Source organism: Arthrobacter sp. ISL-48, from assembly GCF_018613805.1.
In the GTDB taxonomy this organism is placed as follows: Bacteria; Actinomycetota; Actinomycetes; order Actinomycetales; family Micrococcaceae; genus Arthrobacter.
Window position 1 is genome coordinate 1 of record NZ_JAGGPL010000007.1, and the last position, 19,388, is coordinate 19,388.

The following is a 19,388-nucleotide window of genomic DNA, read 5'->3' on the forward strand; positions in this document are numbered from 1 at the left end:
TGATTGGGCCCCCGTTAGCAGTCCAGCGTCTATGCGATAGCTAATTGGTTTTCTTGCGTCCAGTTTTCCCAGTAGCGTTTCGGCGTCATGCCGTTCAGGGATCCGTGGGGCCGTTCATGATTGTGGATAGCTTTCCATTCGTCGGCCAAATACTTCGCTTCGGCCATGGTGTCCATGATTTCTCCGGAGAGTTGTTCCCTTCTGAACTGGGCATTGAACGATTCGATGAAGCCGTTCTGCCACGGTGAGCCCGGGTCGATGAACGCGGTGTCCACGCCCGCCGTGTTGCACCAATCGACCAGCGCGGCGGCGGTGAACTCGGGCCCGTTGTCGCAGCGGACGTAGGTCGGGGCGGTGCCGGTTTCGGCGATGATGTTCTCCAGCACCGCGACCACGTCGGCGGCCTTGAACGACCGGCGCGGAATGACGGCCAGCGCAGTGCGGGTGTATTCGTCGATGACGTTGAAGAACCGGATGTGCCGCCCGCAGGAGGTCACATCGGACTGGAAGTCGAAGCTGACCACATGCATCGGATACTGGGCCGTGAGCCGCTTCTGCTCCCCGGCGCCGGGCCCGGTGCGCCGCTTCTTCCTGGCCCGGGTTTTACAGGTCAGGCCTTCGTCGCGCCAGAGCCGGCGCACCCGCTTCCTGTTCAGCGCCATGCCCTCACACGCAGGCTGTCCCAGCAGATGCCACCGGGCCTTCCGCCAGCCCCACGCGGGGTGCTTCACCGCCACGGCCCGCAGCTCCGCCCTTAGCTGCACCTCCTCGAAACCCATGTCCGGCTTCCTCTTCCTGAACGCAGACCGGTTCTGGCCCAGAATTTTGCACGCGAGGCGTTCGGAAGCCCCGAACTTCTCCACCGCCATGCGCACGGCACGGCGGCGGGGTTCGGGGCTCAGAATTTTCCCTTGGCCACCTCGTTCAGGATGTCGATGGCCAGTTCCTTCTCCGCCAGCAGCCGCTTGAGCCGTGCGTTCTCCTTCTCCAACTCCTTGGTCCGCTTGGACGCCTCAGCGTTCTTCTCGGACCCGTACTGGTTCAACCACCGGTACCAGGTCGCCTCAGTGACCTGGAGTTCCTTGATGACCTCGACCATCGGACGCCCGTCATTGAGCATCTTCTGGCCCTGCCGGACCTTGGCGATGACCTGCTCGGGGGTGTGTCTGCGTGCCATAATTCGTGAATTTCCTCCTGTGTCCATTCTGGGACACGAAACTCACACAAACACTGGACTCCTACATGGGGTCCCAAACCAGTCTCGTCGGGCCAAGGCAGATCCGCTAGAGCAACTGGCGACAGCTGACTATTGGCGGCGTCTATCCGAATGGGAGAAGCCTCATAGTAGTCAGTTATCGAAATGCCTTCGACGCCGAGCGCCAGCTTTTATGTCGTTGACATGCACCTCTCCTTGAAGATTCAAGGTCATCGTACGAAAGCGCGTTGGCTTGGAAAATGTACCCGTTTCTGCCTGTGGTGACTTGCAATCGCTGGGTCGCCTTTCTCCGGCATAATGGCGGGATGGGGGAACAAGCGGACTCACATGCAGGGACGCAAATGAACGTGGAGGCGCAAGCGGAGGTGCCGCGCGCTTGGGTGCGACCACAAGACATGCCTGATATCGCCCCGATCAGCCAACTGGCCATCGCGTATCCAATCCTTACCGTTCTGTGGTTCGTCTGCATGATGTCCGCGAGCCCTGGATATGAGTTCTTGGGCACCGTCGTCTTCCTGATGATCGGACCCATATTCGTGATGGGGGCAGGCGTGGCGCTTGGCCTTCCTGTTCGCCTGAACCGCAGGTTGAGCCGGTGGTGGCTGGGAAACTGGCGAGTGTACATTCTCATTGCGGCAGCCGGAGCAGGGCTCTTGATTTCCGGCTTCAACGTACAGGAGCGCCAAGTTGGCGTAATCGACGGAATTCCCTTTGACGTAACCACCCCCCATTCGGGCCTACTCACGGCCGGGTGCTTCGTCCTTACTTTCCTCGCGGTAAATGCGTCGCTCCCCTTCCGATTCAGCCGGAGCGGCCATGACAGAGCGGCATAGGGCCGACATGCGCGAAAAGGCCAACGACGCGGAAAGTGCTAGTGTCCCACAAGGGCCCCCGCCCTACCCGGTCAGCCGCGAAACGCAGTACCGGGATGCGAACTGGCAGGACCTCGTCGCACCACCGCCGAAGCCACCTCGAAAGCTAGGCAACCTTCCTCGTGAGCGTTACGGAAGCACGGGTATGACGCCGTTCGGCCAACTGGCTCTGGCTTTCGCCATGCTGGCGCCAAGCTGGTGCGTGATCCAGATATCCCTGGCGGTCGCCTACGACGGGTTGCTGAGTTTGGTCGGCCTGGTTCTGAGCGGTCTCATTATGCCAGCGTTCACTATCCTCGGAGTCGTCGTGCTCGGCGTGCCTATTCGCCTCATACCGTGGGTCGACCGCCGGTGGGCAGGCAACGGTTGGGTATATGCCTCAATAGCTGCCATCGCCTTGGGCCTGATGGCCGCAGGATTCCTGACAAGGGTTCGACAGATTGGCAGTGGGAACGGCATCGACTACGACATCCTTACGCCGGATCCAAGTCTCCTCTGCAGTGGCTGGTTCCTCCTTGCGTTCGTCCTGGTGAACGCATCAATCCCACTCCGCTGGACGAGGTAATCCACTCTCCTGGTTGGGACGCAGCGCACAACGTCTCTCAATATGTGGCGGGAATTCGATTCTCGCCGAGTTTTTTCGTCCGGAGGTAGTCTTGATCGGGCTCAAGTTTCGTGTCAGCGAGACGCTTCGACTGGCATTTTCTCCGGCTCCTCGATGTCTTGGTCAGGTCCGGATGCTGCGGGCGCGGTATGGAGGGTCTTGGCGAGGCGGCTGCCTTCGACGTCGAGGTCGGGCACGATCCGATCAAGCCATTTGGGCATCCAGTAGGCGCTCTTGCCGAGCAGGGACAGGAGTGCGGGTACCAGGGTCATCCGGACCGGGAACGCGTCGGCGAAGACTCCGATGGCGAGTGCGAAGCCGATGGATTTAATGACAGGGTCGTTGGCGGTGATGAAGCCGGCGAAGACGCCGACCATGATCAGGGCTGCCGCTGTGACCACACGTGCCCCGTGTCGAAAGCCCAGGGCGATGGATTCATCCGGGCTGGCGCCGTGGACGTGTTCTTCGCGCATGCGGGTGACGAGGAAAACCTCGTAGTCCATTGCGAGACCGAAGAGGATGCCCACGAGCAGGATTGGCAGGAAACTGATGATGGGTCCGGTGGTGTCGACGCCGAGAATGTCGGCGGCGAAGCCGTTCTGGAATACGGCGACGACTGCGCCGAACGCGGCGATGACACTGAGCAGGAATCCGCTGACTGCCTTGAGGGGGATGAGTAGGCTGCGGAAGACCAGCAGTAGAAGGACGAATGCGAGCCCGACGACGACGGCCAGGTAGGGGAGAAGGGCGTCGGCGAGCTTCTGCGAGACATCGATGCCGACAGCAGTGGTGCCTGTGACGTAGACCTGGGCTCCGGCAGAAGAGTGCCATCCGGCAGAGTCGGCACGAATGGCATGGACGAGATCCTCGGTCTCCACACTCGTCGGTCCGCTCTTCGGGATCACAGTGAACACGGCAGTGTCGCCGCTACGGTTGAACACTGCCGGCGTCACGAAGGCCACGTTCAGAACTTTGGACAGATCCCCGCCGATGGTTTGCGCGGCCACAGGCCGGTTTTTCGCATCGGCCAGGTCGGCGACGATCACCAATGGCCCGTTGAAGCCAGCGCCGAACCCATCGGCCAGGGCGTCGTAAGCCTTGTGCTGGGTGGTCGTGGCCGAAGCGGTGGCGTCTGAGGGTAGGCCGAGGCGCATGTCCAGGGCCGGGACTGCCACGGCCCCGAGCGTAATGATGACTGCGAACATTGCCAGGACGCGGTGTTTGAGCACACCGCGGGCCCATCGCTCTCCGAAAGGCAGTCGCATCGGTGTCACGAGGGCGGGCGCTCCGGACATTGCGGCTGCACGGGCCGCTCGGCCGTTCCGGCCGAGGACCCGTTCCCCGGTGAAGGCCAGTAGGGCGGGGAGGAGTGTCAGGGCGATCACGACTGCCCCGAGGACGGTGGCGGCAGCGGCCAAACCCATCTGGGCAAGGAACGGGATATCCACGACCACCAGGGCAGCGAGGGCGATGATGACAGTCAGGCCGGCAAACACAACAGCCGACCCGGCTGTACCTGCCGCCCGGCCCGCCGCTTCTTCGGGAGTGTGGCCCGCGATGAGCTCATGCCGGTAGCGGGAGACGATGAACAGCGCGTAGTCGATTCCGACAGCCAGGCCGAGCATGAGGGCAAGGGAGGAGGTGTTCGAGCTGAGCTCGAAGAAACCGCTGGCGATCTGGATCCCGAGCATCCCCGCACCGACGCTGATGATCGCTGTCAGCAGAGGCAGTCCGGCGGCCACGAGGGCCGCGAAGGTGACGAGGAGAACCAGCGCGGCGACGATCAGCCCGATGCCCTCCGTGGCGCTCTGTTCGGACGCCGCGTTCACGGCGTCGCCGCCGAACTCGACAGTCATTTCCGCTATCTGGGCGCTGCGTCCGGCGTTGAACAGCCCATCGCGGTCAGCTGATTCCAGATCGGAGGCTTTCACCTTGTAGGTGACTGTGGCAAAGGCTGTGCGCTGGTCCGATGAAACGCCCTGGGCAGTGAACGGATCCGCGACAGCTCTGACATTTGGAAGTGCCGACAGGTTCTTCACGGCTGTTTCAATTGCCTCGTGGGCCGCCGGGCTCGTCACGGTATTGCCCTCGGTAACCACAAACACGACACGTGCGGTCGCCGAGTCGGCATTGGCTCCGGTTCGGGTGGAGAGCAGGTCCAGGGCCTGCTGAGACTCGGTGCCGGGGATGGAGAACGAGCTCGACACGGGGCCGGAGAGGGTCGCCGCACCCAGCCCAAGCCCACCGAGGACCACAGCCCACAGAAGAACGACAATGCCCCGGCGCCGGAACATAGCCCTGCCGAGTCGATATAGGAACGCAGCCAAGGAAGGACCTCCGGAATAGGGATTGATTCATGGCAGATGCTCAACAGCATGCAACCAGCCAAGCCGATCGGCTTAGTATCAAGTTAGCTGATCGGATAAGTAAATACAAGCCGATCGGCTAAGTTGGTGGTACGTTTGGATGTGGATGGCGACAATGCGTTGGCGTAGCGGCCACAAAGAGATGAACATCGGCCGCCAACGGGAAGGAAGACCATGGGACGACCAGGAGCGCCGCGCGGACAAGGGCGGGACCGTGTTGTGGCCGCCGCCCTCGAGCTGTTCTCGGAACGCGGAGTCAGCGGAACCTCTTTGCAAATGATCGCCGACAGCCTGGGAGTGGGAAAGGCATCGGTTTATTACCAGTTCAAAACAAAAGACGACATCATCCAGGCGGTAATCGCACCTGCCTTCGAACAGATCCGCCACATTCTCGCAGAAACAGAAGCTTCACCGGCTCCTCAGGAGACCCTCGTTGCCAGCCTTGTCGACCTCGTGATCGCGCACCGCGAAGTGATGGCCGCACTCAGCTACGACCCGGCGGTGCGCCGTTTTCTTGAGTCGCACGAAGAGGCTTCAGCTCTCATCTTGAAACTCGGACAAACGCTTCTGGGGCCCGCGCCCGCCGCACGCCGTCGGGTCGCTACGTCAATGTTTGGCGCAGCGCTATCCGGCGTCGGAGTAGACCCGAACCTGGCGGACATCGACGATGCAACGTTGCGTCGCGAACTCATCGATCTTGGACGAACCCTCCTTCATGCCAGCGCCGCGAACCAGATCTAGGATTCAAAACCTCTTGACAGTCTCTGGTGAGTGGGTGAACAGCCACCGGGGTGGGGATGACGTCCCCGGGGAGCTTCGACACCCCCATGGGTGAACTCGAGAAGGACAGCGGCGCCGCCGACCTGCTGAAGACCTCCGCGATCAAGCGGTTTGGTAAGCCTGGAGACATAGCAGCTGTTCTCGCTTTCTGTGCCGGAGAAGCACCTGGCTACTTGACCGGGACCGACATTCTTGTCGATGGCGGCAACCGCGCCGGAACGGCGCACACGAACTGACCGTCTCGCAATCATCCACCCGTTTCTGACCCATCCGGACTGCAGGGATGGGTGTCCCGGATTGGGCCGTGTCAGTGGCCTAGTCGGCATACCCATCAAATCGGGATTTTGGTTGTTTTGGTGCACAAAATCGTCAAAACGGCGATGTGCACATTGTGCACACTTGGCCTCTGGCCTGGTTCTTCGGGGTGTGTGGGTTCCCGGCCGGCCCGTATTCGGTTGTGTGTGTGGGCGAGCGGGCTTAGCCCGTCGGGGCTCGTCCTGCCTGAGCGGGCTTCTTCCGGGAGCTCATCTTTGTTTGTTCTTTCCGCTTGGTTTTTCGTCCTCACCAGTTCATGGCGGCTAGGGCCGGATACGACGTGACTAGCTGAGTAATTTCCCGTGTGGCGCGACGCCCCGACTTTGCGGCGCTGGTCGCCTTCCGGTGGCGCACCGGCGGAAGTGACATTCTGATCCGGCGCGGTGGGACGCTGTGCATGCGCAGGATGGTGCCTGCGAACAAATTTGGGTTCCGTCTTGACGACCCCGCCCGAGCCACCTAACATACAACCAAATGGTTGTAGATCTCGAGCTCTCTGACGCTGCGGTCGACCGCCTGTTCCGGGCCCTCGCCGACGCCACCCGACGCGACATCGTGCGCCGCACCCTCGCCGGTGGGGCCTCGGTGTCCGAATTCGCCACCGCCTACGACATGTCGTGGGCCGCAGTACAGAAGCATGTCGCTATCTTGGAAGGGGCCGAGCTGGTGACCAAGGAGGCGCGGGGCCGCGAGCGCATCGTTCGCGGCATCCCCAGCAGATCCAGCGCGCCCAGACTCTGCTGGATTCGTACGAACAGATCTGGCGGGGGCGGGTACAGAGACTCGTTGCCCTCGTTGACGAAGAAGACAACTGACCATCACTATCCACAAGGAGACGAATGTGACTACCACAACGCACACTCTCGAGCTCGCTGACGTTGATCTCGTCTACGACGTCCACGGGCCGGTGCCATCCGCGGACGGCAAGCCGATCCTCGTCTTGATCGGCCAGCCGATGACGGCAGACGGATTCGCCGACCTGGCCGCGCAGTTTCCCGATCGGACCGTGGTCACCTATGACCCGCGCGGTCTTGGCCGAAGCGTCGTGCGTCGCGATGGTCGCACCGACCAGCGGTCCGAGGACCAGGCGGCCGACCTCCACTCATTGGTCGAGCATCTTGGGGCGGGCAAGGTCGACGTCTTTGGCAGCAGCGGCGGCGCTGTCGCCGGCCTGACATGGGTCGCGACCCACCCGGACGACGTGCACACGCTGGTGGCGCACGAGCCGCCTTCGACCTGGGCACTCTCCCATGACGCCGACGAAGCCGATCGGGCCTTCGGCAACGTCCGACAGGCCTACCAGAGCGGCGGGTTCGGACCTGGCATGGCGCAATTCATCGCCCTGACCATGTGGCCCGGCGAGTTCACGAGTGAGTACTTCGCGCAGACGCCGGCCGACCCGGCGATGTTCGGATTGCCCGCCCAGGACGACGGCAGCCGAGATGACCCGTTGCTGTCCGAGCGCAGCCTGTCGGTCACGCGATACGCGTACGACCTCGACGCCGTTAAAGCGTCTCCCGCTCGGGTGGTGTTGGGCGTCGGCGAAGAAACCGGCAACACCATCACGGGGCGGACCACACATGCCGTCGCCGATCGCCTCGGCACGCCGCCGGTAGTGTTTCCCAGCCACCACGGTGGCTTCGTCGGTGGCGGCCCCGAGAACCCCTACGCAGGTAAGCCGGTCGAGTTCGGCGCCACCCTGCGCACTGTCCTCGATTCCCCCTCTCGCTAACCACCATCACCGACGAAAGTTGTCGCCGACTTCCTAGTGTTGCTATAGCTTCTGTGGGACACCTGTATCGACGGAACCTGAAGCAAATCGCCCTGACTCAGCACCGCGGACGGATGGCCGTGCCGGGTGATCTCGTGACTGCGGTCCGCCTCGGGGTGCGTTGCATGCAGGCATTCGTAAGGTGCCCGCTTGTAGTGGAAGACGCCCCGGACGAGCATCCCTCCGCCGGGGACAGTGGTGGAGGGATGCTCGTCCGGTCTGCGGGTACTGCCTGACGGTCGTGCTAATTATCCACAGGGTGCCAATCTATGACGCCGGACTTTTCTTTGAAATGGCGCCATTGAATGCCAACGCGTCAGGGATCTCAACTGGTAATGTCCGCGGGGGACCGTTCGGGTCTGGCGTGGACAGGATCCGAAGCCAGTTCGGTGGCAGCTAAAGTTGCGGTTTGGGCGGAGTCCGGCGACGGATGCGCTGCGACGGCCGCGGCGTGCTCCGCCAGGACGCCCGTCTGGTGGCGGATCTTCAGTCGGTACAGCAGGGCTCCTCCGGCGGTGACGGTGGCGACGAACATGACACCGCCCCATTGCAGATACCACTCGAAGGGCGGCACCGAGTTATAGATCTCCGGCCGTGGCCAGATTAGATTGAGCGTCATGGCACCGCCCCACAGCACGGCGAGGATATTGACGGGCAACCCCCACTTGCCCATGCTGAAGCCTGCCTTGTCGCTGCCTTCATCGCGCAACGGCCATTTCTTGAGAAACCTGTTCCGCAGCATGGGAGCGGTGACCAGCAGGTAGGACAGGTAGATCAGGACAATGCTGATGCTGGAGAGGATGGTGAAGATCGCCGGTTGCATGACGTTGACGAGCAGCGGAATGATGGCCATGACGCCGATCACGATGGCCGCGATGGTGGGCGTCTTGCGGACCGGGTCGACCTTGCTCAGCTGGCGGCTGAGCGGCAGGTTGTTGTCCCGGGCCATGGCGAACATCATCCGGATGGCGGCGGCGTGGACCGCCAGGGTGCACACCACTACGGCCACGACGATGCACACCAGGAAGGCCTTGCCGAACGGGCCACCCAGGACGGAGAGCACAACGTACTGCAGGCCGCCGTCGGCAGCGCCCACTTTGGGGTCGGAGAGGTCCGGGGCTGCCAGGATGCTGAAGAGCAGGATCAGCCCGCCCAGCAGGAAGGACGCGGTGACGGCACGTAGGATCGCCTTCGGCGCGGTGCGCTTGGGGTCCTTCGTTTCCTCGCCCAGGGAGCTGGCCGTATCGAAGCCGTACATTACGTAGCCAGAGGCCATTGCGCCGATCAGGAACACACCAAAGAAGCCGAGGTCGTGGCCCTCGCCGAACCCGGCTGTGTCAAAGAAGACCTCGGGACCGCGCACCATGTGCCAGCCCAGGGCGAGGATGAGCAGCACGGCCGCTGCCAGCTCCACGAAGACGCCGATGCTGTTGATCCGCGTCATGAGTTTCACGCCGAAGGCGTTGATGAGCGTGGAAATCGTGATCATGATGGTGGCGAGGACCACGCCGTTGACAGCAAAGTCCAGCGGGCCTGTGCCGTCGCCAATCAGCTGGAAGCCGGACCAGAGCTGCGGCAGGGTGAGCTGCAGGGCCAGAGCCACTGACCCGAGGGCCATGATGGAGGACAGCAGCAGCAGCCAGCCCGCGAGCCATGCTGACGTGCCGGAAGCCAGCCGTTTGGCCCAGTTGTAGACCGAACCGGCCACGGGGTAGCGGCCTGCCAACTCGGCAAAGCACAGCGCCACCATGAGCTGGCCCACAAAGACGATGGGCCAGGACCAGGCGTAGGCGGGGCCCGCCATGGAGAAACCAAAGTAGAACAACTGAAAAACGCCGGTGAGGATGGAGATATAGCTGACGCCCGCGGCGAAGCTGGCGAACTTGCCAATGCTGCGGTCCAGGGTCTGGGCGTAGCCAAACTCATCCATTCCGCTTGAATCCGTACTGTTGCTGGGTACTGGCATCTGAGCTCCTAAGTCGAAAAGCACGATGGTGATGTCCCGCGCCCGCCATTGGACGCGGGTGAATCAACGGCGGGCGCGGATGAGACCGCGCCCAGCCGTTTCCCCTTCTGGTACTGCCTAGCTGGTGACGGCCGCTCCCGGTTCGGGCGATGAGCCAAACCAGCCGCTGGGTGTGGGCTGAATGTTTTGCCAGATGTGCTTGGCCTCGCGGTACTCGTCTAGCCCCGTGCGGCCAAGCTCACGGCCGATCCCTGACTTTCCGAAACCGCCCCACTCCGCTTGGGGGACGTACGGGTGGTAGTCATTGATCCACACCGTTCCGTGCCGGAGGGTGCCCGCGACGCGCTGCGCCTTCGACGCGTCCGAGGTCCAGACCGCGCCGGCCAGGCCGTACTCGGTGTCGTTCGCGATCGCGATGGCCTCGGCTTCGCTGCGGAACGTCTCGACGGTCAGCACTGGGCCGAAGGACTCCTCCCGCAGTACGCTCATGCCCGAGCGGCAGTTGCCGAGCACGGTGGGCGGGTAGAAGAAGCCGTCCGCAAGCGGCTCCTCCTCGGGGATGAAGCCACCGCATAACAGTTCTGCGCCCTCCGCTATCCCGGCCTGGACGTAGGCGTGGACCTGCTCACGGTGCTTGGCGGAGATAAGCGGCCCCGTCTCGGCGTCGGGATCGAACGGTCCGCCCAGGCGGATCTTCTTCGCCCGCTCGACCACCTCGGCCACAAAACGCTCTGCGATCGTCTCCTCGACGACGAGCCGTGCCCCTGCCGAGCAGACCTGACCGGAGTGCAGGAATACCGCAGTCAAGGCGTTGTCGACGGCGGCGTCCCAGTCCGCGTCCGCGAAGACGACGTTCGGGTTCTTCCCGCCGAGCTCGAACGCGACGCGCTTCACGGTCTCCGCTGCGGCCGCCATGATCGTCTGCCCCGTGGCCAGGCTTCCGGTCAGGGAGACGAGGTCGACGCGCGGGTCGGAGCTGAGCGGGCCGCCCACCCTTGACCCGGCTCCGGTGACGAGATTCGCGACGCCGGCCGGGACACCGGCTTCTGCGAGCGTCTCCATGAGCAGAATCGAGGTTGACGGCGTAAGCTCGCTGGGCTTGAGTATGAACGAGTTCCCGGCGACGAGCGCCGGCGCGACCTTCCACGCTGCCTGGAGGAGCGGGTAGTTCCACGGCGCGATGAGGGCACAGACCCCGAGAGGTTCGTATACGACGCGACTGATGGCGTTCTGCCGTCCCGTGTCGATCACCCGGCCGGCTTCGAGGCCCGCGATCTTCCCGTAGTACCGAAAGCACGCGGCGATGTCATCGATGTCGTATTCGGCCTCGACGAGCCGCTTGCCCGTGTCGAGGGCCTCGGCCCTTGCGTAGGCGGCCTTGTCCCGTTCAAGCAGCGCGGCCACGCGGAGCAGAACTGCGCCGCGCTCGAAGTCCGTGAGCCGGCGCCAGGGGCCGCCGTCGAACGCGGCCCGTGCGCTGGCGATCGCCCGCTCCGCGTCCTCCACCGTCGACGAGGCGACTACCGCCACCTGGCGCCCGTCCGCTGGGCAGCGCACGGTGGTGGTCCCGCCGTCGGACGCCTGTTGCCAGGCGCCGTCGACGTACAGGCCCCGGGCGAGCTTCAGTTCAGTATCAATTGTCGCGCTCATGTCCTAGCCCTTCGTCGCAACGGTTTCGGCGGCCGCGGCTCCGCCGCGTTCCAGCGGGCTCACGCCGTGCCGGTAGAACTCGGCGTGCTGGGGCGCGAGCGGGGCTTTGCCGGCGATCAGGTCGGCAGCCTTTTCGGCGAGCATCATCACCGGGGCGTAGATGTTGCCGTTGGTCACGTACGGCATGGCCGACGCATCCACCACGCGCAGGCCGCGGGTGCCGTGTACCGACATGTCCAGCGGGTTCACCACGGCCATGGGATCGGAGTCCGGTCCCATCTTCGCGGTACAGGACGGGTGCAGCGCCGTCTCGGCGTCGCGGGCAACCCAGTCAAGGATCTCCTCGTCGGTCTGCACGCTCCGTCCGGGAGAAAGCTCGCCGCCGCTGAAGGGACCCATGGCGGACTGGCCGAGGATGTCGCGGGCAACGTGGATCGCCTCGATCCACTCGCGGCGGTCCTGGTCGGTGGAAAGGTAGTTGAACAGCATCGACGGGTGCACCGTGGGATCGGTGGACTTGATCTTCAGGCTGCCGCGGGCGTCGGAGTACATGGGGCCGATGTGCACCTGGTAGCCGTGTTTGGCGGCCGCCTTCTGGCCGTCGTAGCGGACGGCCACCGGCAGGAAGTGGAACATCAGGTTGGGGTAGGCCACGTCGTCGTTGGAGCGGACGAAGCCGCCGCCTTCGAAGTGGTTGGTGGCGGCCGGCCCCTTACGCCCCAGCATCCACTGCAGCCCGATCAGCGGATAGCGCCACAGATCCAGGTTGGGCTGCATGGAGACCGGCTGGGTGCAGGCGTGCTGAATGTAGACCTCGAGGTGGTCCTGGAGGTTTTCGCCGACGCCGGGCAGGTTGACCATGGAGTTGATGCCCAGCGAGTTCAGGTGGGCGGCATCGCCGACGCCGGAGAGCTGCAGCAGCTGCGGGGTGTTGATGGCGCCGCCGGCCAGGATCACTTCACCCGCGGTCACCTGGTGGGTCTTGCCGTTGCGGCGGTAGGTGACGCCGGTGGCCACGTTGCCCTTGAAGTTGACCTTAGTGACGAGCGCACGGGTCAGGACGGTCAGGTTCTTCCGGCCGAATTCGGGCCGTAGGTAGGCGCGGGACGCGGAGAGCCGCTGGCCCTTGTGGACGTTGCGGTCGAACGCCGCGAAGCCCTCCTGGCGGTAGCCGTTGACGTCGTCGGTCAGGGGGTAGCCTGCCTCCTGGGCGGCGGCGAAGAAGGCCTGGAACAGCGGGTTGGTGGCGGGGCCGCGTTCCAACACCAGCGGGCCGGAGTGTCCGCGCAGTTCATCGTTGGGATCGGCGGCCAGCGCGTTTTCCATCCGGTTGAAGTACGGGAGGCAGTGCGCGAAGTCCCACGTTTCCATCCCGGCGTCGGCGCCCCAGCGCTCGTAGTCGAGCGGGTTTCCGCGCTGGAAGATCATGCCGTTGATGGAGCTGGAACCGCCCAGGACCTTGCCGCGGGCGTGTGCCACCCGCCGGCCGCCCATGTGAGGCTCGGGATCGGACTCGTAGCGCCAGTCATAGAGCGGGTTGCCGCTGGGGAAGGTCAGCGCGGCAGGCATCTGGATGAAAAGGTCCCATGGGTAGTCGCTCCGTCCGGCTTCAAGAACCAGGACGCTGCTGTGGCCTCCGTCGCTCAGGCGGTTGGCGAGCACGGAACCCGCGCTTCCGCCGCCGACGATGACGTAGTCGTAGGTGGTCTGTGTCATGCAAAATCTCCTTCTAGCTGGTGCAGATCATCCGCCGGGAGAAGGTTGTCCTTCATCCGGGAGCTGGCGGTGGGCGTTGACGAAATGGTCAGGGAGCTGCGGCGAGCGGAGTTTCTCTGAGCCGCAATCCGGATGTCGCCGCTGAAACGCCGTTATTCCCGCGCGACCCCGTTTGTCTGGTGTAGGTCATACACAAGCACAGTAGTGCACCTTGAACAAGTGTTCAAGGATAAAACTGAACCGATGTTCAAGAAAATTTGGACGTAGTCTGCCGGCCGGCCGCTTGTTCAGCTGGGGGAGTAGCCGCTAGGCGGCGAAGGCGATTTGCTCCGTGCGGGCTATGCTCCTGCGGATGGAAGCCTCGTCGACGCCAAGGAGCGCCGTCAGCCACATCCCGTTTTGCACGACGACAATGTCAGCCGCCCGCTCTCTGCACTCGTCGCCGGAAAGCTCAGGCTTGGCATTTCCTATCAGCGCCGCGAGCCCATCGAGATACCGTTCAAACGCTGCCGCATTGATCAGCGCAAAGTCTTCATGGGCTTGCGCGAGCGCCCAGAGATGGAGGCGCAGGGACAGGTGCTGCGTGGTCAGCAGTTCCGGGTCCGAGACGCGCCGGAGAGCCGTGCGGAGCTGTTCGTCCGGGGGCGACGCCGGGTCACGGGCGACCAGCATAAGGTCGTGCTCGTCAATTCGGTGCAAGGCCGCACGGATCAAGCTTGTCTTGTCTTCGTAGTAGTAGTTCACGAGCCCTAATGCGACGCCGGCCTCGCGCGCCACGGCGCGCATATTGACACCTGAGATGCCATGGCGCGACAGCAGGTCCAGCGCCGCTTCGAGAATACGCGACTGCCTGTCAACCTGTTCGCCGGAGTTCACCGTGCTTGTATTCACCCGGCCAGACTATTGCGAAACCCGGATGAGTGCATCCCGCTAACCAGGCAGAGAAATATAGCGGGCCCTATCGCCCGACAAGGCCCGTTGATTTGGGTGGGGGAAACCGGGCAGGAATAGCGTGTTGAGAACCCGCGTTCTAAGTCTGTGCGGTATGAACGCACATGGGTCTCGCAGACCGTGGCGCACATGGTGAACGGGATGAAGGCAGTAGGCAAACGGGGTCATCTCACTGGCACCCGATGGTGGCAGCCCGTCTAGAACAAGGTGGCTGTGGGCACTGATATTCCGATGAAGCAGGATAGGAGGCCAGGGTCACGGGGTGAATTCGGCGGCCGTCGGCCGCTGCATACGCTGCCGCGACGCCGGTTGGCCTGTCATATTTCAGCGTCTCTTTTGATCTCTCTGAGCGCTTTCATGAATCCTTCTGTGCAGCCGCTGGATCCGGCTAGTCGGTCGATGTTGAGCTCGTCGATGTTCCGGCCGATGACTGCGTTGGGCAATGCGGCGGCGAACCGTTGCTGGTATCCCAGCGAGGTCTGATCCTGGGCCGGGCTTTGATCTCGATCGTGGTGACGGCGCCGCGGTCCAGTGTGAGGGTGACGTCTTGATGAGAGGGGAGGCTCCCGTACACTCCACGTGCGGTGTAGGACCCGTCCCGATACTGTACGGCCGCCGGTATTGCGGACGAATCGGTGACCTCCGCTGACGGTGCGATCTGGTCAGCGTTGTTCACCGGGACGTTGCTCCCGCTGCAGCCAGCTAGGGCCAGCCCAAAAGCCACAGTCGTGCCGGCACCCGCGGCAAGTCGTGCGCGGGGTGCTATCTGGGTTCCTTTGATTTCGGTCGAAGCTCGGACCTTAACCATCAAACTCTGTGGTTTCCTGCTGTGATCGTGGCGAGGTCATGCCGGAACGTTTCGGGCTCATTGGTGACCGGCAGGTCCACGCTGTCTCCGGCCGCGTCAAGGGACTCATCTGAGTCTGGCGTAAGTGCAGCGAAGGAGGGGGCGAGGTCGACTTGTTCGGGTCCGTGGTCAGCGATGAGTTCGAGTGTTTTGTGGTTGGCGGCGTCGATGTGGAGGCTGTCGATGAGGACGCGCGCGATCTGGTCGCGGGCGATGACGCCGTCGGCGGGTGAGCCGGCCTGTCGTTTGTCGCCTTGGAGCATGACGACGGTGCGCTGGTTGGGTTCGTTGTAGTCGAACCAGCCGGGCCGCACGATCGTGTAGGGGTTGCCGCTGGCTCTGACGAGCCGTTCGCTGCGCAGCTTCCAGGTAGCGTAGGCGACTCCCGGGCGCGTGGTGCCGATCGCGGTCATGAGTGCGATATGTACGCGGCGACTGCCCAGCAGCTTAAGGACGTTGGCGACGCCGGCGTAGTCGTTATCCCGCACGGCACGTTCACTGGTGGTTGAGCCGTGTGTGAAGACGATCGCCTCGACGCCGTCGACGGCGGGACCAAGGGTTTTGGACGGGTCAAGTCACCCACGACAAGGTCCACCCCTTCAGGGAGGACGCGGGCAGCCCGGGCCGGATCACGGACCAGCGCCCGGACGGCGTAACCCTGGTGCAGGGCTTCGGCCACGGCGTGGCGGCCGATGCTGCCGGTGGCACCGATGATCAGCACGGTGGAGGGACGGGGGTTCATATATTTTCCTTCACTGATGCTTCTGTTGTTTCGCGCTGGGTGGCGGCCCAGCTGGCGAGGACTTTCAGTGCGTCCTCTGAGGGTGTGTTGGGGTCGGCCGTGTAGACGTTGATGCGCAGTCCAGGGTCGGCGGGAAGTTCCATTGCCTCGTAGCTCAGGTCCAGGTCGCCGACGATCGGGTGGTGGAGGCGCTTGCGGCCGGTGCGGTGGTACTTCACATCGTGCCGGGCCCACCGGGTGCGGAACTCCTCGCTCCGGGTCGAGAGTTCACCGACCAGGTCCGTGAGGTCCTTGTCATAGGGGTTCTTCCCGGCTGTCGACCTCAGGACAGCCACGACGTCGTCAGCGGCCCGCTCCCAATCGATGAAGAACTCCCTTGCTTTCGGGTTCAGGAAGGTGAACCGTGCACTGTTCGGCGGAGCGGCCACCTCTGCCATCATGTCCAGATATAGTGCCCGGCCCAGCGCGTTGGCGGCGAGGACGTCCCCTCGGTCGTTGCGGACCCAGGCCGGCGCCGTCGTGATGGCATCAATGACGCGTTGCACGTTGGGCCGAACGGTGTGCGGGCTGCGCTTGCGACGCACCCGGGGGGAGGCGGTCGCGGCGCGGGCCAGGTCGAAGAGGTGGGCCGTTTCGGCGTCGTCAAGTTTCAAGGCGCGGGCGAGGGCTTCGAGAACACTGTCGGAGGCGCCGGAGAGGTTTCCACGCTCAAGGCGGATGTAGTAATCGATGCTCATCCCGGCGAGCATCGCGACTTCCTCGCGGCGCAGCCCTGCTACTCGCCGGTTTCCGCCGTAGGCAGGCAGGCCGGCCTCCTCGGGTGTGATCCCGGCGCGGCGAGAAGACAGGAACTTCCGCACGTCGTTGGTGTGTGTCATGGCATCCACGCTACGCCGCCGCCCCGGGGCGAGGGAGGCACTGGCGTTACCCGGAACGACAGTGACTCCCGGCCCTTGAGAGATCACGATTGCATGGAAAGCATGAAACCTGCTCCCAACGCTGCTGCCCGCCCGGCGGCGATCCTGGCGATCATCCTCGCCAGCTACTTCATGATCCTGCTGGACAACTCGGTCATCTTCACGGCGCTGCCCAGCCTGAAGGCAGACCTGCAGCTGAGCACCAGTGAGCTCTCCTGGGTCCAGGATGCCTACACCCTGGTCTTCGGCGGACTCCTACTCCTCGGCGCACGTGCAGGGGACCTGCTGGGCCGCCGGCGCGTCTTCGTCTTCGGCCTGGTGGTGTTCTCCATCGCGTCACTGCTGATCGGCCTGGCACCGGCAGGGTGGTGGGCGATCGCCGGCCGGGCAGTACAGGGTATCGGGGCGGCCATCGTCGCACCCGCGTCACTGTCCCTGCTCACAGCGAGTTTCCCGGAAGGCCGCGAACGCACCGGCGCTGTCGCCCTGTATGGCGCGACCGCCGGGATCGGTGCCAGCCTCGGCCTGGTCATCGGCGGCGCACTGGCCCACTGGATCTCCTGGCGGGCCGGGTTCTTCGTCAACGTGCCCATCGGCGCGGTGATGATCGCCCTAGCCCCGCGGTTACTCCCGGAAACCGGACGGGCCAGCGGCCGCTTCGACGTGGCCGGGGCGCTGGCTGCGACCCTCGGCGTCGGTGCACTGGTATTTGGGATCATCAATACGGCTGAAGTGGGCTGGACCTCGCCGGTCACAGTTACGGCCGTGGGCGCCGGCGTCGTACTCCTGGTCTTGTTCGTGCTGATCGAACGCAAGGCGGCCCAGCCGATCATGCCGTTGCGGCTGTTCGCGAGCCGCCGGCGCACTGGCGCCTATGTGGCACGTTTCCTCTACCTCGGTGCGATGATCGGGTTCTTCTTCTTTACCACCCAGTTCATGCAGGAAGTCCTTGGCTTCGACCCGCTGCAGGCCGGGATCGGATTCCTGCCCATGACCGCCGTGAACTTCGCCGTCGCGATGAGCATTCCGCCGCTCCTCAGACGGATGCCGGGCTCGGTTGCCCTGCTGGCCGGTATCCTGATCACCCTCGCCGGGATGTTCTGGCTCAGCCGCGCCGGTGTCGACTCCAGCTATTGGACGGGAGTCGCCCTGCCGATGGTCCTCATTGGCGCCGGCCAGGGGTTTGCCTTCGCGCCGCTGACCTCATTCGGCATCATTGGTGCCCCTGCGGCCGACGCCGGCGCGGCTTCGGGCCTGGTGAACACCTTCCACCAGGTTGGCACCTGTCTCGGACTCGGTATCGCGGTCGCGGCCGCAGCCACCGTCCCCACCGGAGGCCCTGCTGCGGAGCACCTGGCCGCACAGGTCGGGGCCGCACTCACCACGGGCAGCGTCCTCCTTTTCCTGGCCCTGGTCACCACAGCGGCCCTCATCCTGCCCGCAGATCTCGCGGTCCGGCGAGCCGGGAAAACACGGTCGACCGTGCCCGCACCGGAGGCTGAGCCCGCCCGCTGAACTGTCTGAGATCCGATTCCCTTGGGGCGCCACCGACAACAACACCTATCTCCCTTCTCTGCCTCCTTCCTCCCCCAAATCCACGCGCGTTCAACACCACAAAGGAAAAATACGATGAAAACACGTAAGCTCGGCGACGGCCTTGAGACATCGGCCATCGGCCTCGGTTGCATGGGGCTGAGCTTCGGCCTTGGCCCAGCTACCGACCGGACCGAAGCCCTTGCCGTCATCCGGTCCGCCGCCGAACGCGGCGTCACCTTGTTCGACACCGCCGAGGGCTCCGGCCCCTACGTCAACGAAGAGTTGGTCGGCGAAGCGCTGCAGCCCATCCGGGACGAGGTGCAAGTGGCCACCAAGTTCGGTTTCGACATCAACGCCGACGGGGAAACGGTCGGACTCAACAGCCGCTCCGGGCACATTCGGGACGTGATTGAGGCGTCGCTGCGCCGGCTGCGCACGGATCACATCGACGTGCTGTACCAGCACCGGGTCGATCCGGACGTCCCGATGGAGGACGTGGCAGGCACCGTCAAGGAACTCATCGCCGAGGGCAAGGTACGCCACTTCGGACTGTCGGAAGCGAGCGAGACAAGCATCCGCCGTGCCCATGCCGTCCAACCGGTCGCCGTCATCCAGGACCATTACTCACTGTGGATGCGGGAACCGGAAACCAAGAAGTTCGGGGTCTGCGAAGAACTCGGGATCGGGCTGGTCGCCTGGGGCCCGCTCGGACAGGGATTTCTCACCGGTGGCATCACCCGGGACATGAAGTTCGACAACCCTAATGATCTCCGGGCGGACTTCCCGCGCTTCACGCCCGAGGCACTTGAGGCGAACTTCGCTCTCGTCGACTTCCTCAAGAATTTCGGAGCCGAAAAGGGCGCTTCCCCGGCGCAACTGGCACTGGCCTGGCTCCTGGCCCAGAAACCGTGGGTCGTTCCGATCCCAGGCGGCACCCGCCTGACCCACCTCGACGACAACCTGCGCGCAGCCGACCTCGAACTCAGTGCGAACGACCTGCAGCGGATCGACGAAGCCCTCGCCGCGCTCGACCTCGTCGGCGCACCGCTCTCGGCAGGGCTGGACGCCGCCATCGACCGCGACCACTAACCACAGGGTCAACTGCTGGCCAATCATCGGTATCCCCGGGGGCGCCGACA

Annotated in this window: 15 protein-coding genes and 1 pseudogene; 8 read left to right on the plus strand and 8 right to left on the minus strand. The window is 64.1% G+C overall.

From position 1 onward, the window contains the following. Nucleotides 1-29: 29 nt before the first annotated feature. Nucleotides 30-1,177, minus strand: a protein-coding gene (locus J7E83_RS09720) for an IS3 family transposase (protein ID WP_214961497.1) whose coding sequence is annotated in 2 segments (ribosomal slippage) — nucleotides 30-904 and nucleotides 904-1,177 — 1,149 coding nt in all. Because the reading frame shifts where the segments join, the coding sequence is not laid out codon by codon here. A gap of 380 nt (nucleotides 1,178-1,557) precedes the next feature. On the opposite strand from J7E83_RS09720, the gene J7E83_RS09725 reads away from it, so the two are divergent. Together J7E83_RS09725 and J7E83_RS09730 are read left to right on the plus strand one after the other, a co-directional pair. Continuing rightward, nucleotides 1,558-2,049 carry a hypothetical protein gene (locus J7E83_RS09725; protein WP_251043703.1) on the plus strand — a complete coding sequence of 164 codons (492 nt, stop codon included), beginning with the start codon at nucleotides 1,558-1,560 and terminating at the stop codon, nucleotides 2,047-2,049. A 184-nt stretch (nucleotides 2,050-2,233) separates the two neighbouring features. After that, the gene (locus J7E83_RS09730) at nucleotides 2,234-2,653 is read left to right on the plus strand and encodes a hypothetical protein (RefSeq protein WP_214961498.1); all 420 of its coding nucleotides are present in this window, start codon (nucleotides 2,234-2,236) and stop codon (nucleotides 2,651-2,653) included. A 113-nt stretch (nucleotides 2,654-2,766) separates the two neighbouring features. Here the strand turns inward: J7E83_RS09730 and J7E83_RS09735 are convergent, their stop codons facing one another. After that, nucleotides 2,767-5,019 carry an MMPL family transporter gene (locus J7E83_RS09735; RefSeq protein ID WP_214961500.1) on the minus strand — a complete coding sequence of 751 codons (2,253 nt, stop codon included), beginning with the start codon at nucleotides 5,017-5,019 and terminating at the stop codon, nucleotides 2,767-2,769. 258 nt (nucleotides 5,020-5,277) lie between these two features. Between J7E83_RS09735 and J7E83_RS09740 the strand changes: the two genes are divergently transcribed. The 4 genes from J7E83_RS09740 to J7E83_RS09755 all read left to right on the plus strand — a co-directional run bounded on the left by J7E83_RS09740 (nucleotide 5,278) and on the right by J7E83_RS09755 (nucleotide 7,885). Further along, nucleotides 5,278-5,799 (plus strand): helix-turn-helix domain-containing protein, encoded by a 522-nt coding sequence (locus J7E83_RS09740; protein ID WP_311379629.1) that lies wholly within the window; start codon nucleotides 5,278-5,280, stop codon nucleotides 5,797-5,799. Between the two features lie 56 nt (nucleotides 5,800-5,855). Beyond that, nucleotides 5,856-6,074, plus strand: a complete 219-nt coding sequence (locus tag J7E83_RS09745) for an SDR family oxidoreductase (RefSeq protein WP_214961503.1) — start codon at nucleotides 5,856-5,858, stop codon at nucleotides 6,072-6,074. Nucleotides 6,075-6,627: 553 nt separating this feature from the next. Then, nucleotides 6,628-7,029 (plus strand): metalloregulator ArsR/SmtB family transcription factor, encoded by a 402-nt coding sequence (locus tag J7E83_RS09750; protein WP_311379630.1) that lies wholly within the window; start codon nucleotides 6,628-6,630, stop codon nucleotides 7,027-7,029. Continuing rightward, on the plus strand, nucleotides 6,995-7,885 hold the full coding sequence (locus tag J7E83_RS09755) for an alpha/beta fold hydrolase (protein WP_214961510.1): 891 nt from the start codon (nucleotides 6,995-6,997) through the stop codon (nucleotides 7,883-7,885). The genes J7E83_RS09750 and J7E83_RS09755 overlap by 35 nt, the downstream gene beginning before the upstream one ends. Nucleotides 7,886-8,249: 364 nt before the next feature. On the opposite strand, the gene J7E83_RS09760 is transcribed toward J7E83_RS09755, so the two are convergent. The 6 genes and pseudogenes from J7E83_RS09760 to J7E83_RS09790 all read right to left on the minus strand — a co-directional run bounded on the left by J7E83_RS09760 (nucleotide 8,250) and on the right by J7E83_RS09790 (nucleotide 16,674). Beyond that, nucleotides 8,250-9,854 carry an APC family permease gene (locus J7E83_RS09760; protein ID WP_214961596.1) on the minus strand — a complete coding sequence of 535 codons (1,605 nt, stop codon included), beginning with the start codon at nucleotides 9,852-9,854 and terminating at the stop codon, nucleotides 8,250-8,252. 153 nt (nucleotides 9,855-10,007) lie between these two features. Next, on the minus strand, nucleotides 10,008-11,540 hold the full coding sequence (locus J7E83_RS09765) for an aldehyde dehydrogenase family protein (protein WP_214961512.1): 1,533 nt from the start codon (nucleotides 11,538-11,540) through the stop codon (nucleotides 10,008-10,010). A gap of 3 nt (nucleotides 11,541-11,543) precedes the next feature. Continuing rightward, entirely contained in the window at nucleotides 11,544-13,256 is a 1,713-nt protein-coding gene (gene betA, locus J7E83_RS09770) for a choline dehydrogenase (protein ID WP_214961519.1), read from the minus strand. 306 nt (nucleotides 13,257-13,562) lie between these two features. Continuing rightward, nucleotides 13,563-14,147, minus strand: a complete 585-nt coding sequence (locus J7E83_RS09775; protein WP_214961521.1) for a TetR/AcrR family transcriptional regulator — start codon at nucleotides 14,145-14,147, stop codon at nucleotides 13,563-13,565. An 867-nt stretch (nucleotides 14,148-15,014) separates the two neighbouring features. Then, a pseudogene (locus tag J7E83_RS09780) lies at nucleotides 15,015-15,796 on the minus strand (SDR family oxidoreductase). Then, nucleotides 15,793-16,674, minus strand: a complete 882-nt coding sequence (locus tag J7E83_RS09790; RefSeq protein ID WP_214961525.1) for a helix-turn-helix transcriptional regulator — start codon at nucleotides 16,672-16,674, stop codon at nucleotides 15,793-15,795. Before J7E83_RS09790 ends, J7E83_RS09780 begins: the two are co-directional and overlap by 4 nt. Before the next feature lie 102 nt (nucleotides 16,675-16,776). On the opposite strand from J7E83_RS09790, the gene J7E83_RS09795 reads away from it, so the two are divergent. Continuing rightward, on the plus strand, nucleotides 16,777-18,228 hold the full coding sequence (locus J7E83_RS09795) for an MFS transporter (protein WP_214961527.1): 1,452 nt from the start codon (nucleotides 16,777-16,779) through the stop codon (nucleotides 18,226-18,228). 114 nt (nucleotides 18,229-18,342) lie between these two features. Then, nucleotides 18,343-19,338, plus strand: coding sequence for an aldo/keto reductase (locus tag J7E83_RS09800; protein WP_214961529.1), 996 nt, complete (start codon nucleotides 18,343-18,345; stop codon nucleotides 19,336-19,338). The last annotated feature ends 50 nt before the right edge of the window (nucleotides 19,339-19,388 follow it).

Excerpts from the sequence above, each read along its gene's own strand:
- J7E83_RS09725 (WP_251043703.1), top strand. The coding sequence starts at position 1,558 with ATGAACGTGGAGGCGCAAGCGGAGGTGCCGCGCGCTTGGGTGCGACCA.
- J7E83_RS09730 (WP_214961498.1), top strand. The coding sequence starts at position 2,234 with ATGACGCCGTTCGGCCAACTGGCTCTGGCTTTCGCCATGCTGGCGCCA.
- J7E83_RS09745 (WP_214961503.1), top strand. The coding sequence starts at position 5,856 with ATGACGTCCCCGGGGAGCTTCGACACCCCCATGGGTGAACTCGAGAAG.
- J7E83_RS09750 (WP_311379630.1), top strand. The coding sequence starts at position 6,628 with ATGGTTGTAGATCTCGAGCTCTCTGACGCTGCGGTCGACCGCCTGTTC.
- J7E83_RS09760 (WP_214961596.1), bottom strand. The coding sequence starts at position 9,854 with ATGGATGAGTTTGGCTACGCCCAGACCCTGGACCGCAGCATTGGCAAG.
- J7E83_RS09765 (WP_214961512.1), bottom strand. The coding sequence starts at position 11,540 with ATGAGCGCGACAATTGATACTGAACTGAAGCTCGCCCGGGGCCTGTAC.
- betA (WP_214961519.1), bottom strand. The coding sequence starts at position 13,256 with ATGACACAGACCACCTACGACTACGTCATCGTCGGCGGCGGAAGCGCG.
- J7E83_RS09790 (WP_214961525.1), bottom strand. The coding sequence starts at position 16,674 with ATGACACACACCAACGACGTGCGGAAGTTCCTGTCTTCTCGCCGCGCC.
- J7E83_RS09795 (WP_214961527.1), top strand. The coding sequence starts at position 16,777 with ATGAAACCTGCTCCCAACGCTGCTGCCCGCCCGGCGGCGATCCTGGCG.
- J7E83_RS09800 (WP_214961529.1), top strand. The coding sequence starts at position 18,343 with ATGAAAACACGTAAGCTCGGCGACGGCCTTGAGACATCGGCCATCGGC.